Raw genomic sequence first — 18,954 nt, 5'->3', positions numbered from 1 at the left:
CGCGGAACCGGTCGTCCCGGTTCGCCGGAGCTGGATGGTCTGGCTGTTCGTCGCGAACCTCGGTCTGTGGCTCGCGGTCTACGCGCCGATCCAGATCCTGTTGCCACGGCAGGCCGAACTGCTGGACAAGGCGAACAAGACGTTCGTGTTCGGCGTCGTCACCGGTGTCGGTGCGTTCGTGGCGATGGTCGGAGTACCGCTCATCGGCTTCCTGTCCGACCGGACGACCTCGCGCTTCGGCCGCCGGCACCCGTGGACGCTGATCGGCTCGGTCGTCACGGCCGCCGGCCTCGCGGTTCTCGCGAGCGCGCACTCGGTCCTGGTCATGACGATCGGCTGGTGCCTGGTGCAGGCCGGGGTCAGCAGCATGCTCGCCGCGCTGACCGCCGCTGTGCCGGACCGGGTGCCCGTCGTGCAACGGGCCAAGGTCGGCGGGCAGTTCGGCATCAGCCAGATGCTCGGCACCGTGCTGGGCGCGGTCGTCGTCACGGAACTGGTCACCGACCTGGAGGCCGGCTACCTGGCCTGTGCGGGGATCGTGCTGGCCGGAGCGTTGTTCTTCGTGCTGAGGACGCCGGACACGCAGCTGGTCGTGAAGCCGGTGCGGCCGACGTTCTGGATCTCACCGCGTGAGCACCCCGACTTCGCGTGGGCGTGGCTAGGGCACTTCATGCTCAACATCGGCAACGCGTTCGGCACGCTGTACCTGTACTTCTTCCTGAGCGACGAGGTGCGCCACCCGTCTCCTGACCAGGGCCTGCTGCAGTTGATGGTCCTGTACGGGGTGGCGCTCACCGCAGGAGCAGTGCTGTTCGGCGCACGGAGTGATCGTTCTGGCCGTCGGAAGCCGTACGTGTACGGAGCGTCGGCGGTCATGGCGCTGGCGGCGTTGTTGTTGGTGGTGTCGCCGACGTGGCCGGTCGCCCTCGTCGCCTCCCCGTTGCTCGGCATCGGCTTCGGCACCTACCTGGCCGTCGCGATCGCGCTGCTCACCCAGGTGCTGCCGGCCGCGGCCGATCGGGCCAAGGACCTGGGCGTGATCAACGTGGCCAACGCGTTGCCGCAGGTCATCGCCCCCTTGCTGACCACGGTGATCCTCGCGAACCTGGGTGGTTACCGCGGTCTGTTCGCGGCGTCGGCACTGGCGACGGTGCTGGCGGCGGTGTTGATGAGTCGAGTGCGATCGGTGGTCTGATGCAGGTCGAGGGCAAGAAGGTTCTGGTCACGGGAGCGTCCCAGGGGATCGGCGCGGAGGCCGCGTTCAGGTTCGCGGCCCACGGCGCACACGTCCACCTTGTGGCCCGCAGCGCCGAACTGCTCGATCTACAGGTCAAACGGATCTCGGAGTTCGGCGGCTCGGCGACCGCTCACCAGGCCGATCTGGCGGACGCCGGGCAGATCCGCGCGCTGGCCGAGGAGGTTCCGGCTCCGGACGTGCTGGTCAACAACGCGGGTGTCGGCCGCTGGCTGTTCCTCGACGACACCGAGCCGGAAGAGCTGGTCACGATGACCGCGGTGCCGTACCTGGCGGCGTTGCTGCTGACCAGGGAGTACCTGGGCGCCATGCGGCAGCGCGGGTCCGGCTGGATCGTCAACGTGAACTCGCCGGTGTCCCGGCTGCCGATCCCCGGCTGCGTCGGGTACCAGTCGGCGCGGTGGGCGCTGCGGGGGTTGACCGCGTCGCTGCGCTCGGACCTGCGCGGAACCGGCGTCGGTGTCTCCGAGGTCATCCCCGGCAAGGTGAGCAGCGAGTACTTCAGCAACAACCCCGGCGCCGAGGAACGGATCCCGGGCATCGCCCGGCTGATGATCCCCACGGTCACGCCGGCGCAGTGCGCGAAGGCGATCGTCGACGCCGTCGAGAAGGAACGCGCCGAGCACCTCTTCCCGTGGCAGCTCAAGGCGTTCGAGATCTCCGGCCGGCTCTTCCCCGGCCTGACCTCGTACCTGGCCTGGAAGACCGGCACCCACCGCTGAGAGGCGTGAAAACGGCCCTTGCCTGCGCGGGAGGTGCAGACAAGGGCCGTGGTTGGTGACCGCGGGCCGACGACGGTCGGGGAGGGTGGGTGCACGTCACCGGCCCGCGGGAATCTGTGGAGTTGTAAAGCTGACCGGGGCTCGCGATGTCGCGGTCGGGGGTTCGCACATCGCGAGCCACCGGTCAGTAGGCGGTTTGCAGACCTGGTCGTGTCGGGGGGACGCCAGGTCAGTCGCAAACGCCCGTTAGTGGGCTCGAGCCACCGCGCGGCGGGACCGGGTGACAGGAGGAGTCACCGGGGCCTCGCGCAGGTGGCGAGCCGGGCGCGGGGCGAGTCCGCCCGCGACCAGGTGTTCGTACGCGGCGCGCCACACCGAGCAAGGTGACTTCTGCTGGCGCCAGCGGCCGGAACATTCAGGGCAGTTGCCCTTCTCGTCCGGCTCGTGCGCTGCCAGAAGTGCACGCCATCCCTCGGTCAGCCGAGGGAGCTCGGATCGAGCCACCGACAGGAGGGAGGGGGCGTCCGCGCGGCTCGCCAGCTCAGTGAGCAGGTCGAGGCGTTCCCACACAGCGTTGCGAAGAACCTGTCCGAGGATCGCGTCCATTGAACGTCACCGTCACCTTTCCGCCTGGTCGGCGGCTTCGCGTAGCGCAGCCCTGAGCTGTACGAGCTGGTCGTGGGACAAGACTGCCGTCTCCCCGGGAGGGCCTACCAGGACCACTTGGCCCTGAACGACCTTCACGGTGAGCTGGCGGTCCCGCTCGACCACGTCGCCGCAGCTGATCTGCCACGTCCGACGTTGCCCGGTCATGCCGCGCCATGTGGATTCGGTGTCACCCGTCTCCACAATGGAGGTGGAGCCTGAGGAGGAGCTGTCCACTATTAGGTCGTTCCTCTCCGTGCTCACTCGCTTACCGGAATCCAGATTGCGATGATTCATGCCGGAACGGGACGTCACAGCGCCCACCGGTGGAAGTCTTACGGTGAGCGGTAAGCGGTGTTCGGCAGGGCCGATCAGCTCCGCCGAAGAGGACTTCTCGGGCTCGGGGACCTGCCCCTAGTCTGCCGATGACGCCCAACGGACTGTGAGGGTGCGCGATGAACACCATGAGTTCCCAGGGCTCTCCCGTCCCCACCGACGTGTGGGACCACCAGGAGATGCGGGACGCACTTGCCCGACGAGAGATCAGCTCGGTCTACCGGCTGCTCCGAAGGCACGGCGTGTCCCAGCGCCAGATCGCGGCGCTCACCGGGCAGTCGCAGTCCGAAGTCTCGGAGATCCTCAAGGGACGTCAGGTCATGGCCTACGACGTCCTGACCAGGATCGCCATCGGCTTGGGTGTCCCACGTGGATACATGGGTCTCGCTTACGACGAGACAACGGCAGTACGGGTGGCCGCGACCGCGGACTCACCCCATCCTGAGGAGGACGAGTCGGTGAAGCGTCGGAAGTTCCTCGCGCACGCCGCCGCCGTGACAGTGGGCGCGGCCGTGTTCGGAGCGGACTCCGGGTCGTGGGTCTCACACCCCACACAGACTCCGGCTCCGGGACGCATCGGCATGACCGATGTGCGCCAGGTCGAAGCGGCGACGCGGGCTCTGCGTGCGTTGGACTACCAGTACGGCGGCGGTTCCTGCCGCGACGCGGTGGTCGCCCAGCTGTCCTGGGGACAGCAGATGCTCGGTGCGAGCTCCACGGACATCGTCCGCCAGCGGCTCTTCGTGGCCCTGGCCGACCTGCACAACCTCGCCGGCTGGACGTCGTTCGACACGGGCCTGATGGACTCGGCCCGCAACCACTTCGGTCAGGCGCTCGACCTCGCCAAGCAGGGCGAGAACGAGGCGCTGATGGCGAACATCCTGTACCGCATGGGTCGCGTCTACTTGCACCAGAACGCCCCGGACGACGCGCTGAAGGTGTTCCAGCTGGGTCAGCTGGCCGCGCAGAACTCCGGTTCCGAACTGGCCGTGGGCATCCTGTGCGCGAACGAGGCCTGGGCCTACGCGAAGATGGGCTCCGACGAGCAGGCGCTCAAGCTGCTCGGCCGCGCGCGTGACGAGTTCTCCCGCGCGAACGTCACCGAAGCCCCCGCCTGGGCCAAGTTCTTCAACGAGATCGACCTCTCGTCCATGATCGGCACGGTGCACACGGAGCTGGCCCAGACGGTGGACGCCAAGTACACGAGGACCGCGATCCCCGCGCTGTCCAAGGCGATCAACAACTTCGGTGACGAGTACGCGCGCAGCCGCTCGTTCAACCTGACCTCGATGGCGATCAACCACCTGCTCGAGGGCGACATCGACCACGGCGCCAAGATCGGTCGCCAGGCCGTCGACCTGTCGGAAAGCCTCAAGTCGGTGCGCACGAAGCAGCGCATGGAGCCGTTGCGCCAGGAAGCCGACAAGCGCCGCAACAACCCCGAGGCCCGCGAGCTCGCCGACCGCGTCGCGCGGTTCACTGGCACCGAGTCGGCCGCCTAGGCCGTGTCCTGCAGGTCCGTCCGCGATAGTCGCGGCCGAGGGCCCCGGAGGCGGCGCCGCCGCAACGCCCGAATACGCCCGGTATGAGGGCATCGCGGCGGCACCACCTCCGGGACTCTCGACCGGAACTCTCATCGAACAGACCTGCAGGACACGGCCCAGCCAATCTCGTTTGGGTCCTATAGCACCACTTTTGGATGGCGTGGGACACGAACCGGTAACGCCAGGACCTTCGCACACGAATGCAGCATCGACGGGCGAGAAATCCACGCCTAAGGTGCGGCAGGTCGGGGCGAAGGACGAGGTGCGGCGCGTGAGCCTTACTCGGAGGTGGCGTTCCAGGAGAGCGCTGCGGTCCGCGCAGTTGCTCGACGAGGTGGTGGACACCCAGCTACCGCTGCTCGCGGGCTTCGACGAGGAACGCCGACGCAGGTCCGCCGACTACCTGGCCGAGCTCGTGGCGTTGGCTCAGGACTACCGCTACTACGCCAGCGGCTGGATCGACAGCCGTGAGCTGGACCGTCGCGGTCAGCGGACGATGAACCGGCTGGCGCGGATGCGCGAGGAATCTTCGGCGCGACTGATCACCGACTAGTCCGATCGTGGGCAGCTCGTCGCGTTGATCGGACCACTCACCGAGTCCGGCCGAAGTCATGGATGTTTCACGTTGAACATTTGGCCCTTCACCAGGGCACAGTCCCGGCGTCGTCGAACAGACCGCCGGTAGGACCGTCGTCGGGAAGCGTGGCCAGCCTGATCGCGGCCTTCGCACCGTCCGCGGGAGTGCTCGTCCCCTGGAACCCGTTGAGGTCCGTCGCCACGTAACCGGGGCAGGCGGCGTTGACCTTGATGTTCGTCAGTTCCTTCGCGTACTGGACGGTCAGCGCGTTCAGGAACGTCTTCGACGGCGTGTAGGTGCCGTTGACCTCGCCGAACTCCACCTCCGGTGTGGTTTGCAGCGTCAGTGACGCGAGGTGGCTCGACTGGTTGACGATCCGCGGCCGTGCGGAACGGGCCAGCAGCGGCAGCATCGCGTTGGTGACCCGGACGACGCCGATCACGTTCGTCTCCAGCACCTCCCGCAGGCTTTCCGGCGTGGCGGCGGACGGCGCCGCGGGCCACGCTCCGGCGATCCCCGCGTTGTTGACCAGCACGTCGAGGCGGCCGAACCGTTCCTCGAACAGCGCCACCGCTGCCTGCACGCTCTCGCCGTCGGTCACGTCCAGCGGCACGGCGAACGCGTCGACGCCGTTCGCGCGCAGTTTCGCCGCTGCCTCCTCGCCACGCCGGGCATCTCTCGCGCCGACCCCGACCGTCATCCCGAGGCCCGCCGCGATCTCGTAGCCGATGCCCTTGTTCGCGCCGGTGACCAGCGCAATCGTCTGTTCGCTCATGCATTTGATCGTGGTCCGGTGCGCGCTCAAGACCAACATCACTTCGGTCTGGCAGCGATACCCGGCCGGTATCGATAGCGTGGACGGGGTGGAGACCCGGGAGCTTCGGTACTTCGTCGCGGTCGCCGAGGAACTGCACTTCGGCCGCGCCGCCGACCGGCTCGGCATCGCCCAGCCGCCGTTGTCGCGGACGATCGCCCAGCTCGAACAACGGCTCGGCGTCGCGTTGCTGACCCGCACCAGCCGCCGGGTCTCCCTCACCGGCGCGGGCGCGGTGCTGCTGGCCGAGGGAAGGGCGATCCTCGGCGCGGTCGCCGCTGCGGAGAGGCGCACCAGGACGGTCGACCGGCCGTCGCTGGTGCTGGCGGCCAAGGCCGGTGGTTCCAGCGAACTGCTGGCGAAGCTGCTGGACGCCTACGCCGCCGAACCGGGTGCGGTCGCCGTCGACCTGCTGTTGTGCAAGGCCCACACCTGGCAACCGGTGCTCGACGGCCGGGCCGACGTGGCGCTCCTGCACGAACCGTTCGACTCGACCGCGGGGCTCGACGTCGAGGCTCTGCGCATCGAGAGCCAGTTCGCGATCCTTCCGGCCTCGCACCCACTGGCCGGTGCGGCCCAGCTGCGGATGGCCGACGTCATCGACCTGCCGGAGCTCGTGCGCTGGCCGGAGCCCGACGGCAGCTACCTTCCCGGCCCCGGCGTGGAGGTGCACGACCTGACGCAGCTGTTCCAGCTGATCTCGCTCGGCCGTGCCGTCGCGGTCATGCCGGAGGTCGTCCGCACCGGCCTGCTCGAAGGCATGGTCGCGGTGCCGGTGGTCGATGCGCAGAAGGTGACGACGGTGATCGCGTGGCCGCCGCACAGCAGGTCACGGGCCGTTGCCGACCTGGTGCGGGTGGCGACGGGGTTCAGCTCACCGGTGCCCGGCTGAGCACCACGGCGAGCCCGAACGCGACGCCCATGATGGTCACCTCCAGGATCGCCCACTGGACGATCGCGGTGACCTTGTGCTGGGAGATCTTCGGCAGCAGCCGCCACCGGATGTGCGCGCCGAGCACCGCGATCAGCCCGGCGCAGACGGTCTTGCCCAGGAACAGCAGGCCGTAGCCGGTGGTGAACAGCGACTGCGGGAACGGCACGACCGGGTTGAGGACCAGCTCCAGCAACCCGTTGAACAGGCCCGTCACCGCGACGACGACCAGGCTGACGGTCGCGATCCTGGAGAACCTCGGCAGCGCGATCGCCAGCAGCCCCTTGCGGTAGGCGACCAGCGCCATCAACGCGCCGAGGCCGCCGGTCCAGGCCGCGGCGCCCAGCACGTGCAGCTCCATGGAGACCATCGAGTAGTCGTGGTACTTCCAGTTGGAGGCGTGCCCGGTCACCGGGATCGGCAGCAGCCCGAACATCGAGACGAGGATCCGCAGTTCGGCGGGCACGGACTCGCCGCTGCGCACGGCCATCACGCCGATGACCAGGTAGACGAACGCGCAGGTCGCGCTGAACAGCAGTCCCTTGCCGGCGCCGACCGTCGCGATGTAGTCGATCGCGTTGCCGACGCTGACGTTGCTGCCCGGCCGCAGCTCGGCGGCCTGCAGCACGATGGCCGTCAGCGCGGTCACCACCCAGACCGCGGCGGCGACGACCGCGACCGGCCGGGCGATGCGCATGACGGGTTCGGTGTGCGTGGGCCGGTCGAAGCCGAGCAGCTTCGGCAGGATCGACAGCCCGACGACGACCGTCGCCGAGATGTCGAGCAGGACCCGCGTGACCGGAAGGCCGTACCGGACCGCCGCCCCCGCGTCGACGACGCCGGCGACCACGACGGGTGGTGCCAGCACGAGGCCGAGCGCGATGCCTCCGAGTGCGCCGAAAACCAGTCCGGCGAGCACGCGGTAGTGGGTGGGGGCGGCGGTCCGGACGTCGCTCATGCCTTCGTGTTCCCGCCGCGGAGCGCGAAGAACACGCCACCGCCGAGCAGTACGACGGCGCCGACGATCCACACCCAGATGGGCAGGCCGTCCGACTGCTGCTGGTCCGTCCGGCTGTCGGCCTCGACCTGGCGGGGCGTGCCGGTGCCGTCCTTGGTCAGCGTGAACGTCAGCTCACCGGACACGGGGTGCCCGTCCGCGGACAGGATGCGGTAGCCGATCTTGTACTCGCCCGCCTTGCCCAGGGCCTCGACCTTCTGGGACACCGCGGTGTCCCTGATCGTCGGATCGCCCGCGACCTCGTAGTGGCCGCCGCTCGAGTCGACGACCGAGATCGCGTTGATGCCCTGGCCGCCCTGCACGTCCTGGTCGAACGTCAGCGTGACCGTCGAGGGACCGACCTCCAGCGACGTCTTGTCCTTCGGGTCGCTGCCGATCAGCGCGTTGTGCGCCGCCGCGGGGGCGGCCGTGGCGAGCACGGCCGCACCGGCGAACAGGAGCGCGACTAGAGCACGCTTCATGCCTTGCGCCTCGAACGCAGGATCGCGCCGACGCCGAAGCCCAGGCCGAGCGCACCGACGGCCAGACCGGCGCCACCGAGGTAGCGGGCGGTCTTGTCGGAGCCGGCAGCGGACGCCTCGTGCGTGTCCGTGCTGTTCGCGGCCGGGGTCGTGCCGTGGCCACCGTGGCCGTCGTCGCCTGCCTTCTTCGGGGCGAGCTTCAGCGCGGGCGCGGGGTGCTCCGGCTCCTTGCCGTCCGCACCGGTGGACTGGGCCCAGTCCACGACCTCGCCGTTCTCGTAGGTCTGCTTGGTCGGGAGCTCCAGCGTGTCCTTGCCCTCGGGCAGGGTGCCGATGGCGACGAAGAACTCCTGGTACTCGTTGACGTTGATCTTCACACCGGGCTCGGCGGTCCAGGTGATCGTCCGGAACGCCTCGGTGATCTCCTTGCCGGCGACCGTCACGGGCTTGTCGAGCTTGCCCTTGACGGCCTCGGCCTTCCACCCGGCCAGCGGCTTGGTGCGCACCGACGTGAGCGGCGTGTCCTGCGGCAGCGTCACCTCGATCTTGGTGGTGCCCGCGTTGTCGCGCTCGTTCGGGACGCGGAACGCGAAGGTGGCGCGGCCGCCCTGGGTGAACTCCGCGGGCTGGGCGCTGACGTGGGCCGACGCGGTGGTCGGGGTGCCGAGGACGGCGATTCCGGCAACGGCGAGAACGGCGAGCGTGCGCACGCCAAATCGATTTGTCGACATGAAGTTGTGGCTCCTGATGCCAAAGGGGGCTTGCAGGGGGATACGGATGATCAGGAGTCACAGGGCGGGCCGCGCCGCCGATTCGCACGCGTCAGGTCCAGTTGGTGTGCGTTCCGGACGTACGGCGTGCTGGTGAACGTCCGCACCGGAGTCGTGACCGGCAGCGGCGTGAGCCTGCGGGGGATCAGGCGGGTGACGGCGGCGATCAGCCTGAACAGGGCGTTCTCGGCGTGGAACAGCAGGACGCCGGTCAGCGTCGCGGCGACGAGGTGCGCCACGAACATCTGCCAGGTCAACGTGTTGTTGTGCTCGTGGTTGACCCAGGTCAGCAGCAGGTGCTGCGCGAGCTGGGCCGTGCCGAGCCCGACGATGACCGAGAGCTTCCCCGTGCGCCTGTCCGCGAGTGACGCTGCCGCGAACGCGATCAGCACCACCAGTGGTACCGCGTGGACGAACTCACCGATCTCGCCGCCGCCCAGCCCGTGGGCGGTGATCGTGAGCGCGGCAGACGTCAGCGCGAGTGCGGCACCGCGAAGGGTGCGCAACTCACTCGTCCGTGTGCTCACGAGGCTTGAGGGTAATCGGAGGAGTTTGCCCAGGTCTACGAGCGGGTAGTCCGGGCCGCATGACCGTTCAATGCGACAAGCCGGGCCGTACCGACCGGGTTGTGTTCGGCGTTGCCGCAGGTCTCACGCTTGCGTTCGTGACCTGGGGAATCTTCGGTACCGAGAGCCTCGCCGCCTCCTCGAAGGCGGCGCTGGGATGGATCATCCAGCATCTGGGGTGGGCCTTCGTGCTCTCCGCCACGGGCTTCGTGGTCTTCGCGCTGTGGCTCGCGTTCAGCCGCTACGGGAAGATCCCGCTCGGGCAGGACGACGAGAAACCCGAGTTCAAGACGGTGTCCTGGGTCGCGATGATGTTCAGCGCCGGCATGGGCATCGGGCTGATGTTCTACGGCGTCAACGAACCGCTGACCCACTTCGTGAAGCCACCGCCCGGCAGCGACGGCGACCCGCTCGAGACCGCCATGGCCACGACGTTGTTCCACTGGACGCTCCACCCGTGGGCGATCTACGCCATCGTCGGCATCGCCATCGCGTACAGCAGCTTCCGCCGGGGCCGGTCCTCGCTGATCAGCTCCGCGTTCGCACCGCTGCTCGGCAAGCGGGCGGCCAGCGGCTGGGGTCGTGCGATCGACGTCATGGCGATCTTCGCGACCCTGTTCGGCTCGGCCACCTCGCTCGGTCTCGGCGCCCTGCAGATCGGGAGCGGCCTGGAGGCGGCCGGGTGGGCGGGTGACGTCGGCAAGGGTGTGCTGGTCGCGATCATCGCGATCCTGACCGTGGCCTTCGTCGCGTCCGCCGTCTCGGGTGTCGCCAAGGGCATCCAGTGGCTGTCGAACACCAACATGGTGCTGGCCGTGACGCTGGCGCTGTTCCTGTTCGTCGTCGGGCCGACGATCTTCATCCTGAACCTGCTGCCCACAGCCCTCGGAGACTACTTCCGCGAGCTCGCGACCATGGCCGGCCGCACCGCCGCGTCCGGTGGCGACGCGACCGAGACGTGGCTGTCCGGCTGGACGATCTTCTACTGGGCGTGGTGGATCTCGTGGACGCCGTTCGTCGGCATGTTCATCGCCCGGATCTCGCGTGGCCGCACGATCAAGCAGTTCGTCGCCGGCGTGATCCTGGTGCCGTCCGCGGTGTCGCTGGTGTGGTTCGCGATCCTCGGTGGCACGGCGATCTTCGAGCAGCGCAACGGTGTGGACCTCGCCGGTCAGTCGACGCCCGAGTCGCAGCTCTTCGCGCTGCTGGACCAGTTCCCGCTCGCCGGTGTCGCCGGTGTCGTCGTGATGATCCTCGTGGCGATCTTCTTCGTGTCCGGTGCGGACGCCGCGTCGATCGTGATGGGAACGCTCTCGCAGGAGGGCACCATCCGGCCGGCCAAGCCCGTGGTGGTCTTCTGGGGCACGGTGACCGGTGCCGTCGCCGCCGTGATGCTGCTCGTGGGCGGCTCTAATGCGCTGACAGGCCTGCAGAACCTGACGATCATCGCGGCGCTGCCGTTCATGGTCGTGATGATCGGGCTGTGCGTCTCGCTGGCCAAGGACCTGCGGTCCGACCCGATGATCAGGCGCGAGGAACGCGTCGCCGAGGTGATGGAGGAGGTCACCGCGCACCTCGACCCCGGTCAGGTGGTCGAGGAGGCGGCGGTCAAGGCGGTGGCCGAGGTGACCGGAAGGACTCCGGACGTCAGCGCACGTTCAAACGCCTGAGCAACTCCTGCTCCAGCACGTCCAGATCGGTTCCGACGGCCCGGTGCGCGGCTTTGCGCCGGGCCGTCGGCATGCGTTCGGAAGCGCGCACGGCGGCGAGCAACTGTGAGAGCCGTGCCTCGATCTTCGAAACCCAGTCGGAATCCGTTGCCCGCACTGTCTCGAGCGACTCCGAAAAGCCGACAATTCGAGCGTGCAGCCGGGCGCCGTACCCCGAGTACCTGCCGATGTCCGCGACGTCGATGCCGAGCCTGCGCGCCCGGTACCGGTCGTACTGCTCGCTCAGAACCCCAGCTCCGCGGGCGATCACCGGGGCCAGCACCGGAATGAGCGCGGGCGCCACCACCTTCGCGACACCGACCAGGCTCTTGGCCCTGCTGGGCGTGAAACCGGTCTTCGCTTTGCGCGCCATTCGGGTACACCTCCTCCGTCACGTGAAACTTACTGCCCAGGTTGCCCGCACATCTCCTCGACGCGCGACATACCCTGCACCCTGTGACTTCCCAGGTGCAGCTAGACGCCGGCGTGGTCACTCGTTGTCGGCGGCGGGTGCACCTCGAAAACGATCCGGAGATGCGCGACGCTTCCAAGGCGGCGCCGGATCCGGCTTCGGAACAACGGAAAGCGGACGCGACGAACCACCGTCGCGCGGTGGCGGACGCGCTCGGCAGAATCGTCGGCTCGAACCTCTTCGAGGTGCCGAGCGGGCCGGACGTGCGCAGCGCGGACCGGGAACGCGTGACGCTCGCCGCGATGGAGATGGGCACGCCGTACATCTGGGGCGCCGCGCTGCCCCGCGATCCACGCGGTGGCCGCCGCGGCGGAATCGACCTGCTGGTCAAGGACTCCACCGGGTACGTGCCGGTGCTGGTGGTCCGGCACAAGATCACCGACCCCGGCCAGGGCGCGAAGACGAGCCCGCTGAGCATCCCGTTGCCCGACGGCAGCCGCACGGACCCGCACCGCAAGGTCCGGCCGCAGCCCCGTGACCAGCTGCGGCTGGCCCACGCGCAACGGCAGCTGCAGGCCGCCGGCTACGCGCGCAACGGACGGGCCACCGGCGGCGTGATCGGCATGGACGCCGACGTGGTGCTGTGGCACGACCTGGAGGCGCCGACGTGGCCCGGCGGCCGCAACGCGCTGGCGGAGTACGACGCGAGGTTCAGCGACCGCCTGGCCGTGGCACTGGCGGCGGCGAACGAGAAGGAAGCGCTCGCCCGGCCGTCGCGGATCGTCGACTGCAAGACGTGCCCGTGGTGGCCGAAGTGCGACAGCGATCTCAAGCAGGGCAGGGACGTCAGCCTCGTCGTGCGCGGCGAGGACGCGGTGGCGTTGCGCAAGATCGGCCTGTCCACTGTGGACGCGCTGGCCGAGCTGGACCCTCGCGAGGCCGGCCCGGTCCAGCTCGTCGGCATGCCGTTCGGCGACGCCGTGGTGCTCGCGCGGGCGTGGCTGCGCGACCTCACGCTGGTGCGCCGGGTGCCCGAGATGAACGTGCCGCGCGCGGACGTCGAGGTCGACGTCGACATGGAGAGCTTCGGCGACCTGGGCGCGTACATGTGGGGCTGCCTGCTGTCCGGAAAGGACATCGACGAGGAGCACGGCTACCGCGCGTTCGTCACGTGGGACGCGCTGCCGTGCGACGACGAGGCGCGCTCGTTCGCCGAGTTCTGGACCTGGCTGACCGGGATCCGGTTGCGGGCCAAGGCACGCGGGCTGTCGTTCCGCGCCTACTGCTACAACGAGCTGGCGGAGAACCGCTGGCTGCTGGCGTCGGCGGAACGGTTCGCGGGCAAGCCGGGGATCCCGACGACCGCGCAGGTCAAGGAGTTCATCAACTCGGACTCGTGGGTCGACCTGTTCGGCATCGTCCGCGAGCAGTTCCTGTGCGCGCACGGCAAGGGCCTGAAGGTCATCGCGCCGGTCGCCGGGTTCTCGTGGCGCGACCCCGAGGCCGGTGGCGAGAACTCCATGCGCTGGTACCGGTCGGCGGTCGGGATGAACGGCGACGAGCTCGACGTCGATCAGCGACAGCGGTTGCTCTGGTACAACGAGGACGACGTCCGGGCCACCCACCGCCTGCGCGAGTGGATGACCTCGGACGCCATGTCACGTCTGCCCTTTGCGGGAGATCTCTAACGGGGTGCCATGCGGAGAGCGCCGTCCATGCGGATGACCTCTCCGTTCAGGTAGTCGTGCTCGATGATCGAGAGCGCGAGCTGCGCGTACTCCGACGGCTGGGCCAGGCGCTTCGGGAACGGGACGCCGGCGGCAAGACCCGCGCGGAACTCGTCGGAGACCGTGGCGAGCATCGGGGTGTCGACGATGCCGGGCGCGATCGTGAGGACGCGGATGCCCACGTTGCTCAGGTCACGGGCGGCGGGGAGGGTCATGCCGACGACGCCGCCCTTGGACGAGGCGTAGGCGACCTGGCCGATCTGGCCGTCGAACGCGGCGATCGACGCGGTGTTGATGATGACGCCGCGCGCGCCGTGCTCGAGCTCCTCGGTCTTGCCCATGGCCGCGGCGGCCAGGCGCAGCACGTTGAACGAGCCGATCAGGTTGACCTCGATGATCTTGCGGTAGAGGTCGAGGTCGTGCGGGCCGGTCTTGCCGACGGTGCGGGACGACGGGCCGATGCCCGCGCAGTTCACCGTGATGCGCAGCGGGGCGCCGGAGCCGGCAGCGGTGTCGACGGCGGCCTGGACCTCTTCGCCCGAGGTCACGTCGGCGGCCAGGTAGGTGACGTTCTCGATCGCGTCGGCGTTCGCGATGGCGCTGGGCAGGTCGAGAGCGAACACCTGCGCTCCACGCGCCGCGAGCGCACGTGCCGTCGCGCCGCCGAGGCCGGACGCGCCACCGGTGACGATGGCCGCGGTACCCGAGATCTCCATGCCTTCATCCTCCTCGAAGCGAACTGCTCGCGAGGAGGTTAACGCTCGTTACCTCGAACTCAACGGTCGGTCCAGTGGAGCAGGGCCACCAACGGCACCGCGGCCACGAGCGCGAGGCCGATGAAGATCGTCGCGACAACCAGGATTCCCATGTCTGAAACTGTGCCGTTCGACGGTGTTCGAAACATCGCCCGCGCCGGTAGACCTCTAGTAGGAGATCTGTCACGGTCCGCTACGACCAAAGTCGTACCGGTCTCGGGGTCTGCTCCGTTCGGGCCTGGGGCATACGTCACTTGGAGTCACGCAATATAGTTAGCCTCGCGTACCTTTGTGGATGTGTTCACCACGCGCCCCGAACTCGTCGGCACCTTCGGCATGGTCGCTTCGACCCACTGGCTGGCCTCCGCGTCGGCCATGGCGGTGCTGGAGGACGGCGGCAACGCCTTCGACGCCGCCGTCACCGCCGGCTTCGTGCTGCAGGTGGTGGAACCGCACCTCAACGGCCCCGGCGGCGAGGTGCCGATCATCTTCTCCGCGGCCGGTGCGGCCCCCCAGGTGCTCTGCGGACAGGGTGTGGCGCCGGCCGGGGCGTCGATCGAGCACTACACCGATCTGGGTCTGTCGCTGATCCCCGGTAGCGGGTTGCTGGCCGCGACCGTGCCGGGTGCTTGGGACGGATGGCTCACTCTTCTTCGTGATCACGGCACCAAGACGCTGCGTGAAGTGCTGGACCGGGCGATCGGGTATGCCCGTGACGGCTTCCCGCTCGTCGAGCGCGCCGCGTACACGATCTCGATGGTCTCGGACCTCTTCCGCGACCACTGGCCGACGTCCGGCGCGCAGTGGATGCCCGACGGCGTCCTGCCGGCGCCCGGCGGCCGGTTCCGCAACCCCAAGCTCGCCGACACCTGGGAGTGGCTGCTGGCCGCCGCCGAGGCCGCCGGTGCCGACCGCGAGGCGCAGATCGAGGCCGCGCGCCGGGCGTGGTCGCAGGGGTTCGTCGCCGCGCAGATCGACGAGTTCTGCCGTTCGTCGTTCCGCGACGACTCGGGACGTGACCACGCGGGTGTGCTGACCGGCGCCGACATGGCGTCGTGGGAGGCCTCGTACGAGGACGCGCTCGTCGCGGACTTCGGCGAGTGGTCCCTGGTCAAGCCCGGCGCGTGGACGCAGGGACCCGTGCTGGCGCAACAGCTGCGGCTGCTGGAGGGCTACGACCTGTCCTATGTGGACGGAAAGCCCACCGCGGAGACCGTGCACCTCGCCGTCGAGGCCGCGAAGCTGGCGTTCGCCGACCGCGAGGCCTGGTACGGCGACGTTCCGGACGTGCCGCTGGAGACCCTGGTCTCGCGCGCCTACGCCTCCGAACGCCGTGCGCTGATCTCTGCCGAGGCTTCTCTGGAGCTGCGGCCCGGCTCGCCCGATGGCCGCGAACCGTTGCTCCCCAAGCACATCACCAGCGGTCCGTCCGCTCTGGTCACCGACCCGACGGGCGCGATCGGCGAACCGACCGTGGAACGCTCCGGCGTGACGCGCGGCGACACCGTGCACGTGGACGTCGTGGACCGCTGGGGCAACATGGTCTCCGCGACCCCGTCCGGCGGCTGGCTGCAGTCGTCGCCGACGATCCCGTCACTCGGCTTCTGCCTGGGCAGCCGCGCCCAGATGTTCTGGCTGGACAAGGACCTGCCGAACTCGCTGGCCCCCGGCAAACGCCCGCGGATCACCCTGTCGCCGTCGATGGCGCTGCGCGACGGCCGTCCCGCCCTCGCGTTCGGCACGCCCGGCGGCGACCAGCAGGACCAGTGGCAACTCGGCTTCTGGCTGGCGCACCAGGCGGGCCTGAACCTGCAGGAGGCGATCGACTCGCCGATGTGGCACTCGAACGCGTTCCCGAGCTCGTTCTACCCGCGCGCCTGGACGCCGGGCGAACTCGTCATCGAGTCCCGCGCAGGCGCGGCCGTCCTCGAAGAGCTGCGGTCGCGCGGCCACCAGGTCGTGGACGCCGGCGCGTGGACGCTGGGCCGGATGTCCGCCGTGGCAAGGGATGCCGCAGCCGGACTCCTGCGCGCCGGTGCGAACCCACGCGGCGCACAGGGCTACGCGGCAGGCCGCTGACCGTCCACGACCTTGTCGATCGCACCGGCGGAAGCGACAACCTTCTCGAGGCGCAGGGCGCTTCGCTCCTGGTAAACCTCAGGAGAAGAGGAACGGCGCCCGATTCGAGGGGGAGGGAATCGGGCGCCGCCCCGGCCAGGAAGGTCTGTCAGATCAGATGTCGAGCGCCGCGGCGCCGGTCGGCACGCCGTTCGGCTCGCTCAGGCCGAGCAGCGTGGAGGCCGGAAGGCCCGTGGCGCCTGCGTCGACGTTCTCGACGAGCGCGGCGGCGTTGAGGTCCTGCGCGTTGATCGCCTGGATCTTGCCCGTGGCGTCGGCGGTGTTCACGGACGCGAGGTCGCCGGCGGTGGCGATGTCGCCCAGCTGGCCACCCAGGTCGGGCGAGGTGTGAGCGGCGGCGGACCCGGTGTCGGCGTGTGCGATACCACCCAGGCCGAGCATGACGGTGGCGCTGCCGAGGGCAACAGCGGCCCCCGTGACGGTCTTCCTGAGGTTCATAGGCGCGAACGTGTCGTGTCCGGACCCTCTACATCAAGCTGCGTAACTCAGGCGAGGGAAGTTCTTCATCCTTTGGAGGGACGCCAGTCGATTCCGACGGTGCAAACCCGGTTCTCGCCCCGCCACACGGATATCGCGTACAGCCCCGGTTTCGTTCCGGCCCGGGACATGAAGTCGTGCGCGCACCCCAGCGTGTACCGGCGGCGCCAGTCGTCGCCTTTCTTTATGTACCAACCGTGGTCGACGACCTCTTCGGTGTGCTCGAGCACCAGCGCACCGTCGGACAGACGCCGGTGGTACTCAATGCGGTGGAGGTGGTCCATGACCACGACGGTCCTCACCGCACTCGGCGAGTGAGAATCTCAAATTCCGGATCTCGCCCGTAACGTTTGGGCCGTGGCTGAACCCACGTTCCGGCAGCGACGCCTCGGCGAGGCGTTGAAACTGCTGCGCGAACGATCCGGGTTGAGTCAGCGCGAAGCGTCTGACCGGATCGACTACAACGTTCCGAAGCTCAGCCGCATCGAGAACGGCCAGGTGCCGGACATCCACGCGTTGCGCACGATTCTGGACGTCTACGGCGTGATCGGCGACGAGTTGGAGCCCTACCTGGAAATGTGGAAGCTGGCCAAGGAGAAGGGTTGGTGGAAGCAGTACCGAATCGAGGATCAGGGTTACATCAGCTTGGAGCACGACGCCTCAACGGTTCGCGAGTTCCAGCCGAACCACATCCCGGGGATGATCCAGAGCAAGGGGTACATGCGGACGCTTTTCGCCGGATCTCGGGCTCAGCGGTCCAAGAAGTGGATCGATGACCAGATCGCCATCCGCCACCGCAGGCAGAGACGCCTCGTCGGCGACAGCCCGATCTCGTATCACGCGATCGTCACCGAAGCGGCCCTCCGGTACGCGGATCGCGATCAACTTCTCCACATCAACCAGGTCGGCCTGCTACCGAACGTCACGGTTCAGGTCGTATTGGACATGGCCGGGTTACACGACGGGCACAACGGCGGCTTCAACCTGCTGGACTTTCCATACGCCGGAGACCCGAAGATCCTCTACATCGAGCACACCGGCGGATCGCTTCACATCGACGACCCTGCCCGCGTGAAGACCACTACCCTTACCTTCAAGCACCTCTCGAAGCTGGCGTTGACCCCAGAGGAGTCCGCAGCGTGGATCGAGAGGTTGGCTGCCGAAAGGTAGGGGTTGAAGTGTCTGTTGTGTGGCGCAAGAGCAGCCGCAGCAACAACGGCGGAAACGGAAGCTGCGTCGAGATTGCGCTGTTCGGCTCAGTCGCGCGCGTCCGCGACTCCAAGAGCGCGTCAAATTACGAGGTCGCCGCGCCGGAATGGGCGTCGTTCATCAGCGCCATCAAGCGCGGCGACTTCGAAAAGAAGTGACTAGGCGATCGCGCCCGGCGGCAACTTCAGCTTGAACGGCAGCGTGGTCACGACAGCCAGATCCGAGGCCGTCGCCTTCATCAGCGTGGGAGCGTTGCGCGAACCGGGTTCAGGCAGGTCCAGCAGCCTGTCCACGGCCTCGACCAACGGGCCCTCGTAGATCCACACGGCCTGGGCCGGGCGAGCCGAGTCGCGTACCGCGGGCAGACGTCCCGCGCGCGCCTCTGTCTCCGACCAGAACAGGATCGAGTCGATGAAGCCTCTTCGCTGCTTGAACGCCATGATTCGGTCGAGCTGCCCGGCGTCGTCCCTCAAGTGCAGGAACTGGAAGCCACTCTCGCGCAGCTCGATGACCTTGTTCAGTGCGTGGTCCATGGCGCACCTACCCCTGTGAGGTCCCCTTCGGGTGACTGATCAGTCATACGACCCGAAAGGATCGTACGGTAAGGCAACGTTCCGCCGTAAGACGTACTCCGAACGAGTATCTCAATTGGCGGACGCTTGTGGCGCAGGGTAATCGTTGGCCTTCTTGGATGAGGAAACGGCCAGGAGGACCGCTACGGTTCGCACCAAGAACGCCAAACCGCCCAATGTGACTAATGTCACGGTGATCAACATTGTCGCCTCCGAGTGGCTCCTACACCCGTAGTAGACGTGTAGCACGGGTCGCGGGTTGCACCTTCGCCGACTCGCCGGTCCGGGTGAGGTCAGGCCAGTAGAGTCAGTCCG

22 protein-coding genes are annotated in these 18,954 nt (G+C 68.5%); 10 read left to right on the top strand and 12 right to left on the bottom strand.

The genetic code is table 11. The annotated features are described in order from the left end of the window. Nucleotides 1–34 precede the first annotated feature (34 nt). Nucleotides 35–1,195, top strand: coding sequence for an MFS transporter (locus IEY88_RS21830; RefSeq protein ID WP_189156684.1), 1,161 nt, complete (start codon nucleotides 35–37; stop codon nucleotides 1,193–1,195). Further along, complete coding sequence (locus tag IEY88_RS21825; RefSeq protein ID WP_189156607.1) at nucleotides 1,195–1,977, top strand: SDR family NAD(P)-dependent oxidoreductase; 783 nt, start codon at nucleotides 1,195–1,197, stop codon at nucleotides 1,975–1,977. The genes IEY88_RS21830 and IEY88_RS21825 overlap by 1 nt, the downstream gene beginning before the upstream one ends. 246 nt (nucleotides 1,978–2,223) lie before the next feature. On the opposite strand, the gene IEY88_RS21820 is transcribed toward IEY88_RS21825, so the two are convergent. After that, nucleotides 2,224–2,583 (bottom strand): hypothetical protein, encoded by a 360-nt coding sequence (locus IEY88_RS21820; protein ID WP_030480258.1) that lies wholly within the window; start codon nucleotides 2,581–2,583, stop codon nucleotides 2,224–2,226. Nucleotides 2,584–2,595: 12 nt separating this feature from the next. Further along, nucleotides 2,596–2,886: a hypothetical protein gene (locus IEY88_RS21815; protein WP_189156606.1), complete on the bottom strand. Its 291-nt coding sequence runs from the start codon at nucleotides 2,884–2,886 to the stop codon at nucleotides 2,596–2,598. A gap of 191 nt (nucleotides 2,887–3,077) precedes the next feature. Between IEY88_RS21815 and IEY88_RS21810 the strand changes: the two genes are divergently transcribed. Beyond that, nucleotides 3,078–4,460: a helix-turn-helix transcriptional regulator gene (locus IEY88_RS21810; protein ID WP_189156605.1), complete on the top strand. Its 1,383-nt coding sequence runs from the start codon at nucleotides 3,078–3,080 to the stop codon at nucleotides 4,458–4,460. A 313-nt stretch (nucleotides 4,461–4,773) separates the two neighbouring features. Then, nucleotides 4,774–5,055, top strand: a complete 282-nt coding sequence (locus IEY88_RS21805; RefSeq protein WP_189156604.1) for a hypothetical protein — start codon at nucleotides 4,774–4,776, stop codon at nucleotides 5,053–5,055. An 88-nt stretch (nucleotides 5,056–5,143) separates the two neighbouring features. Here the strand turns inward: IEY88_RS21805 and IEY88_RS21800 are convergent, their stop codons facing one another. After that, complete coding sequence (locus IEY88_RS21800) at nucleotides 5,144–5,854, bottom strand: SDR family oxidoreductase (RefSeq protein ID WP_189156603.1); 711 nt, start codon at nucleotides 5,852–5,854, stop codon at nucleotides 5,144–5,146. An 88-nt stretch (nucleotides 5,855–5,942) separates the two neighbouring features. Between IEY88_RS21800 and IEY88_RS21795 the strand changes: the two genes are divergently transcribed. Then, complete coding sequence (locus IEY88_RS21795) at nucleotides 5,943–6,785, top strand: LysR family transcriptional regulator (RefSeq protein WP_189156602.1); 843 nt, start codon at nucleotides 5,943–5,945, stop codon at nucleotides 6,783–6,785. Here the strand turns inward: IEY88_RS21795 and IEY88_RS21790 are convergent. From IEY88_RS21790 to IEY88_RS21775, 4 genes are all read right to left on the bottom strand, one after another. Next, a complete protein-coding gene (locus IEY88_RS21790; protein ID WP_189156601.1) occupies nucleotides 6,763–7,782 on the bottom strand; it encodes a CopD family protein in 1,020 nt (339 codons plus the stop codon). The two genes, IEY88_RS21795 and IEY88_RS21790, sit on opposite strands and share 23 nt — an antisense overlap. Continuing rightward, nucleotides 7,779–8,303 (bottom strand): copper resistance CopC family protein, encoded by a 525-nt coding sequence (locus IEY88_RS21785; protein WP_189156600.1) that lies wholly within the window; start codon nucleotides 8,301–8,303, stop codon nucleotides 7,779–7,781. Before IEY88_RS21785 ends, IEY88_RS21790 begins: the two co-directional genes overlap by 4 nt. Beyond that, nucleotides 8,300–9,013: a YcnI family copper-binding membrane protein gene (locus IEY88_RS21780; protein WP_308426005.1), complete on the bottom strand. Its 714-nt coding sequence runs from the start codon at nucleotides 9,011–9,013 to the stop codon at nucleotides 8,300–8,302. Before IEY88_RS21780 ends, IEY88_RS21785 begins: the two co-directional genes overlap by 4 nt. 71 nt (nucleotides 9,014–9,084) lie before the next feature. After that, entirely contained in the window at nucleotides 9,085–9,600 is a 516-nt protein-coding gene (locus IEY88_RS21775; RefSeq protein ID WP_189156598.1) for a hypothetical protein, read from the bottom strand. Between the two features lie 59 nt (nucleotides 9,601–9,659). Here IEY88_RS21775 and IEY88_RS21770 point away from each other — a divergent pair, with 59 nt between their 5' ends. Next, complete coding sequence (locus tag IEY88_RS21770) at nucleotides 9,660–11,309, top strand: BCCT family transporter (protein ID WP_189156597.1); 1,650 nt, start codon at nucleotides 9,660–9,662, stop codon at nucleotides 11,307–11,309. On the opposite strand, the gene IEY88_RS21765 is transcribed toward IEY88_RS21770, so the two are convergent. Then, nucleotides 11,287–11,721, bottom strand: a complete 435-nt coding sequence (locus IEY88_RS21765; protein WP_189156596.1) for a DUF6474 family protein — start codon at nucleotides 11,719–11,721, stop codon at nucleotides 11,287–11,289. The two genes, IEY88_RS21770 and IEY88_RS21765, sit on opposite strands and share 23 nt — an antisense overlap. Before the next feature lie 83 nt (nucleotides 11,722–11,804). On the opposite strand from IEY88_RS21765, the gene IEY88_RS21760 reads away from it, so the two are divergent. Next, complete coding sequence (locus IEY88_RS21760) at nucleotides 11,805–13,448, top strand: TM0106 family RecB-like putative nuclease (RefSeq protein ID WP_189156595.1); 1,644 nt, start codon at nucleotides 11,805–11,807, stop codon at nucleotides 13,446–13,448. Here IEY88_RS21760 and IEY88_RS21755 read toward each other — a convergent pair. Further along, a complete protein-coding gene (locus IEY88_RS21755; RefSeq protein ID WP_093594970.1) occupies nucleotides 13,445–14,203 on the bottom strand; it encodes an SDR family NAD(P)-dependent oxidoreductase in 759 nt (252 codons plus the stop codon). The two genes, IEY88_RS21760 and IEY88_RS21755, sit on opposite strands and share 4 nt — an antisense overlap. A 336-nt stretch (nucleotides 14,204–14,539) precedes the next feature. Between IEY88_RS21755 and IEY88_RS21750 the strand changes: the two genes are divergently transcribed. Then, the gene (locus IEY88_RS21750) at nucleotides 14,540–16,321 is read left to right on the top strand and encodes a gamma-glutamyltransferase family protein (RefSeq protein WP_189156594.1); all 1,782 of its coding nucleotides are present in this window, start codon (nucleotides 14,540–14,542) and stop codon (nucleotides 16,319–16,321) included. Nucleotides 16,322–16,474: 153 nt separating this feature from the next. Here IEY88_RS21750 and IEY88_RS21745 read toward each other — a convergent pair whose 3' ends face one another. Further along, a complete protein-coding gene (locus tag IEY88_RS21745; protein ID WP_189156593.1) occupies nucleotides 16,475–16,819 on the bottom strand; it encodes a hypothetical protein in 345 nt (114 codons plus the stop codon). A gap of 65 nt (nucleotides 16,820–16,884) precedes the next feature. Continuing rightward, a complete protein-coding gene (locus IEY88_RS21740; RefSeq protein WP_189156592.1) occupies nucleotides 16,885–17,142 on the bottom strand; it encodes a hypothetical protein in 258 nt (85 codons plus the stop codon). 73 nt (nucleotides 17,143–17,215) lie between these two features. Between IEY88_RS21740 and IEY88_RS21735 the strand changes: the two genes are divergently transcribed. Next, the gene (locus tag IEY88_RS21735) at nucleotides 17,216–18,028 is read left to right on the top strand and encodes a helix-turn-helix domain-containing protein (RefSeq protein ID WP_189156591.1); all 813 of its coding nucleotides are present in this window, start codon (nucleotides 17,216–17,218) and stop codon (nucleotides 18,026–18,028) included. Between the two features lie 17 nt (nucleotides 18,029–18,045). Then, nucleotides 18,046–18,225, top strand: a complete 180-nt coding sequence (locus tag IEY88_RS21730; RefSeq protein ID WP_308426004.1) for a DUF397 domain-containing protein — start codon at nucleotides 18,046–18,048, stop codon at nucleotides 18,223–18,225. Here IEY88_RS21730 and IEY88_RS21725 read toward each other — a convergent pair whose 3' ends face one another. Further along, the gene (locus tag IEY88_RS21725; RefSeq protein WP_189156589.1) at nucleotides 18,226–18,600 is read right to left on the bottom strand and encodes a hypothetical protein; all 375 of its coding nucleotides are present in this window, start codon (nucleotides 18,598–18,600) and stop codon (nucleotides 18,226–18,228) included. It abuts the gene before it with no gap. Nucleotides 18,601–18,954: the final 354 nt, after the last annotated feature.

The sequence above is a fragment of the Lentzea pudingi genome (genome assembly GCF_014646255.1).
In the GTDB taxonomy this organism is placed as follows: Bacteria; Actinomycetota; Actinomycetes; order Mycobacteriales; family Pseudonocardiaceae; genus Lentzea; species Lentzea pudingi.
The sequence above is the reverse complement of the archived record's forward strand: the minus strand, read 5'-3'. Positions and strand labels throughout refer to the sequence as shown.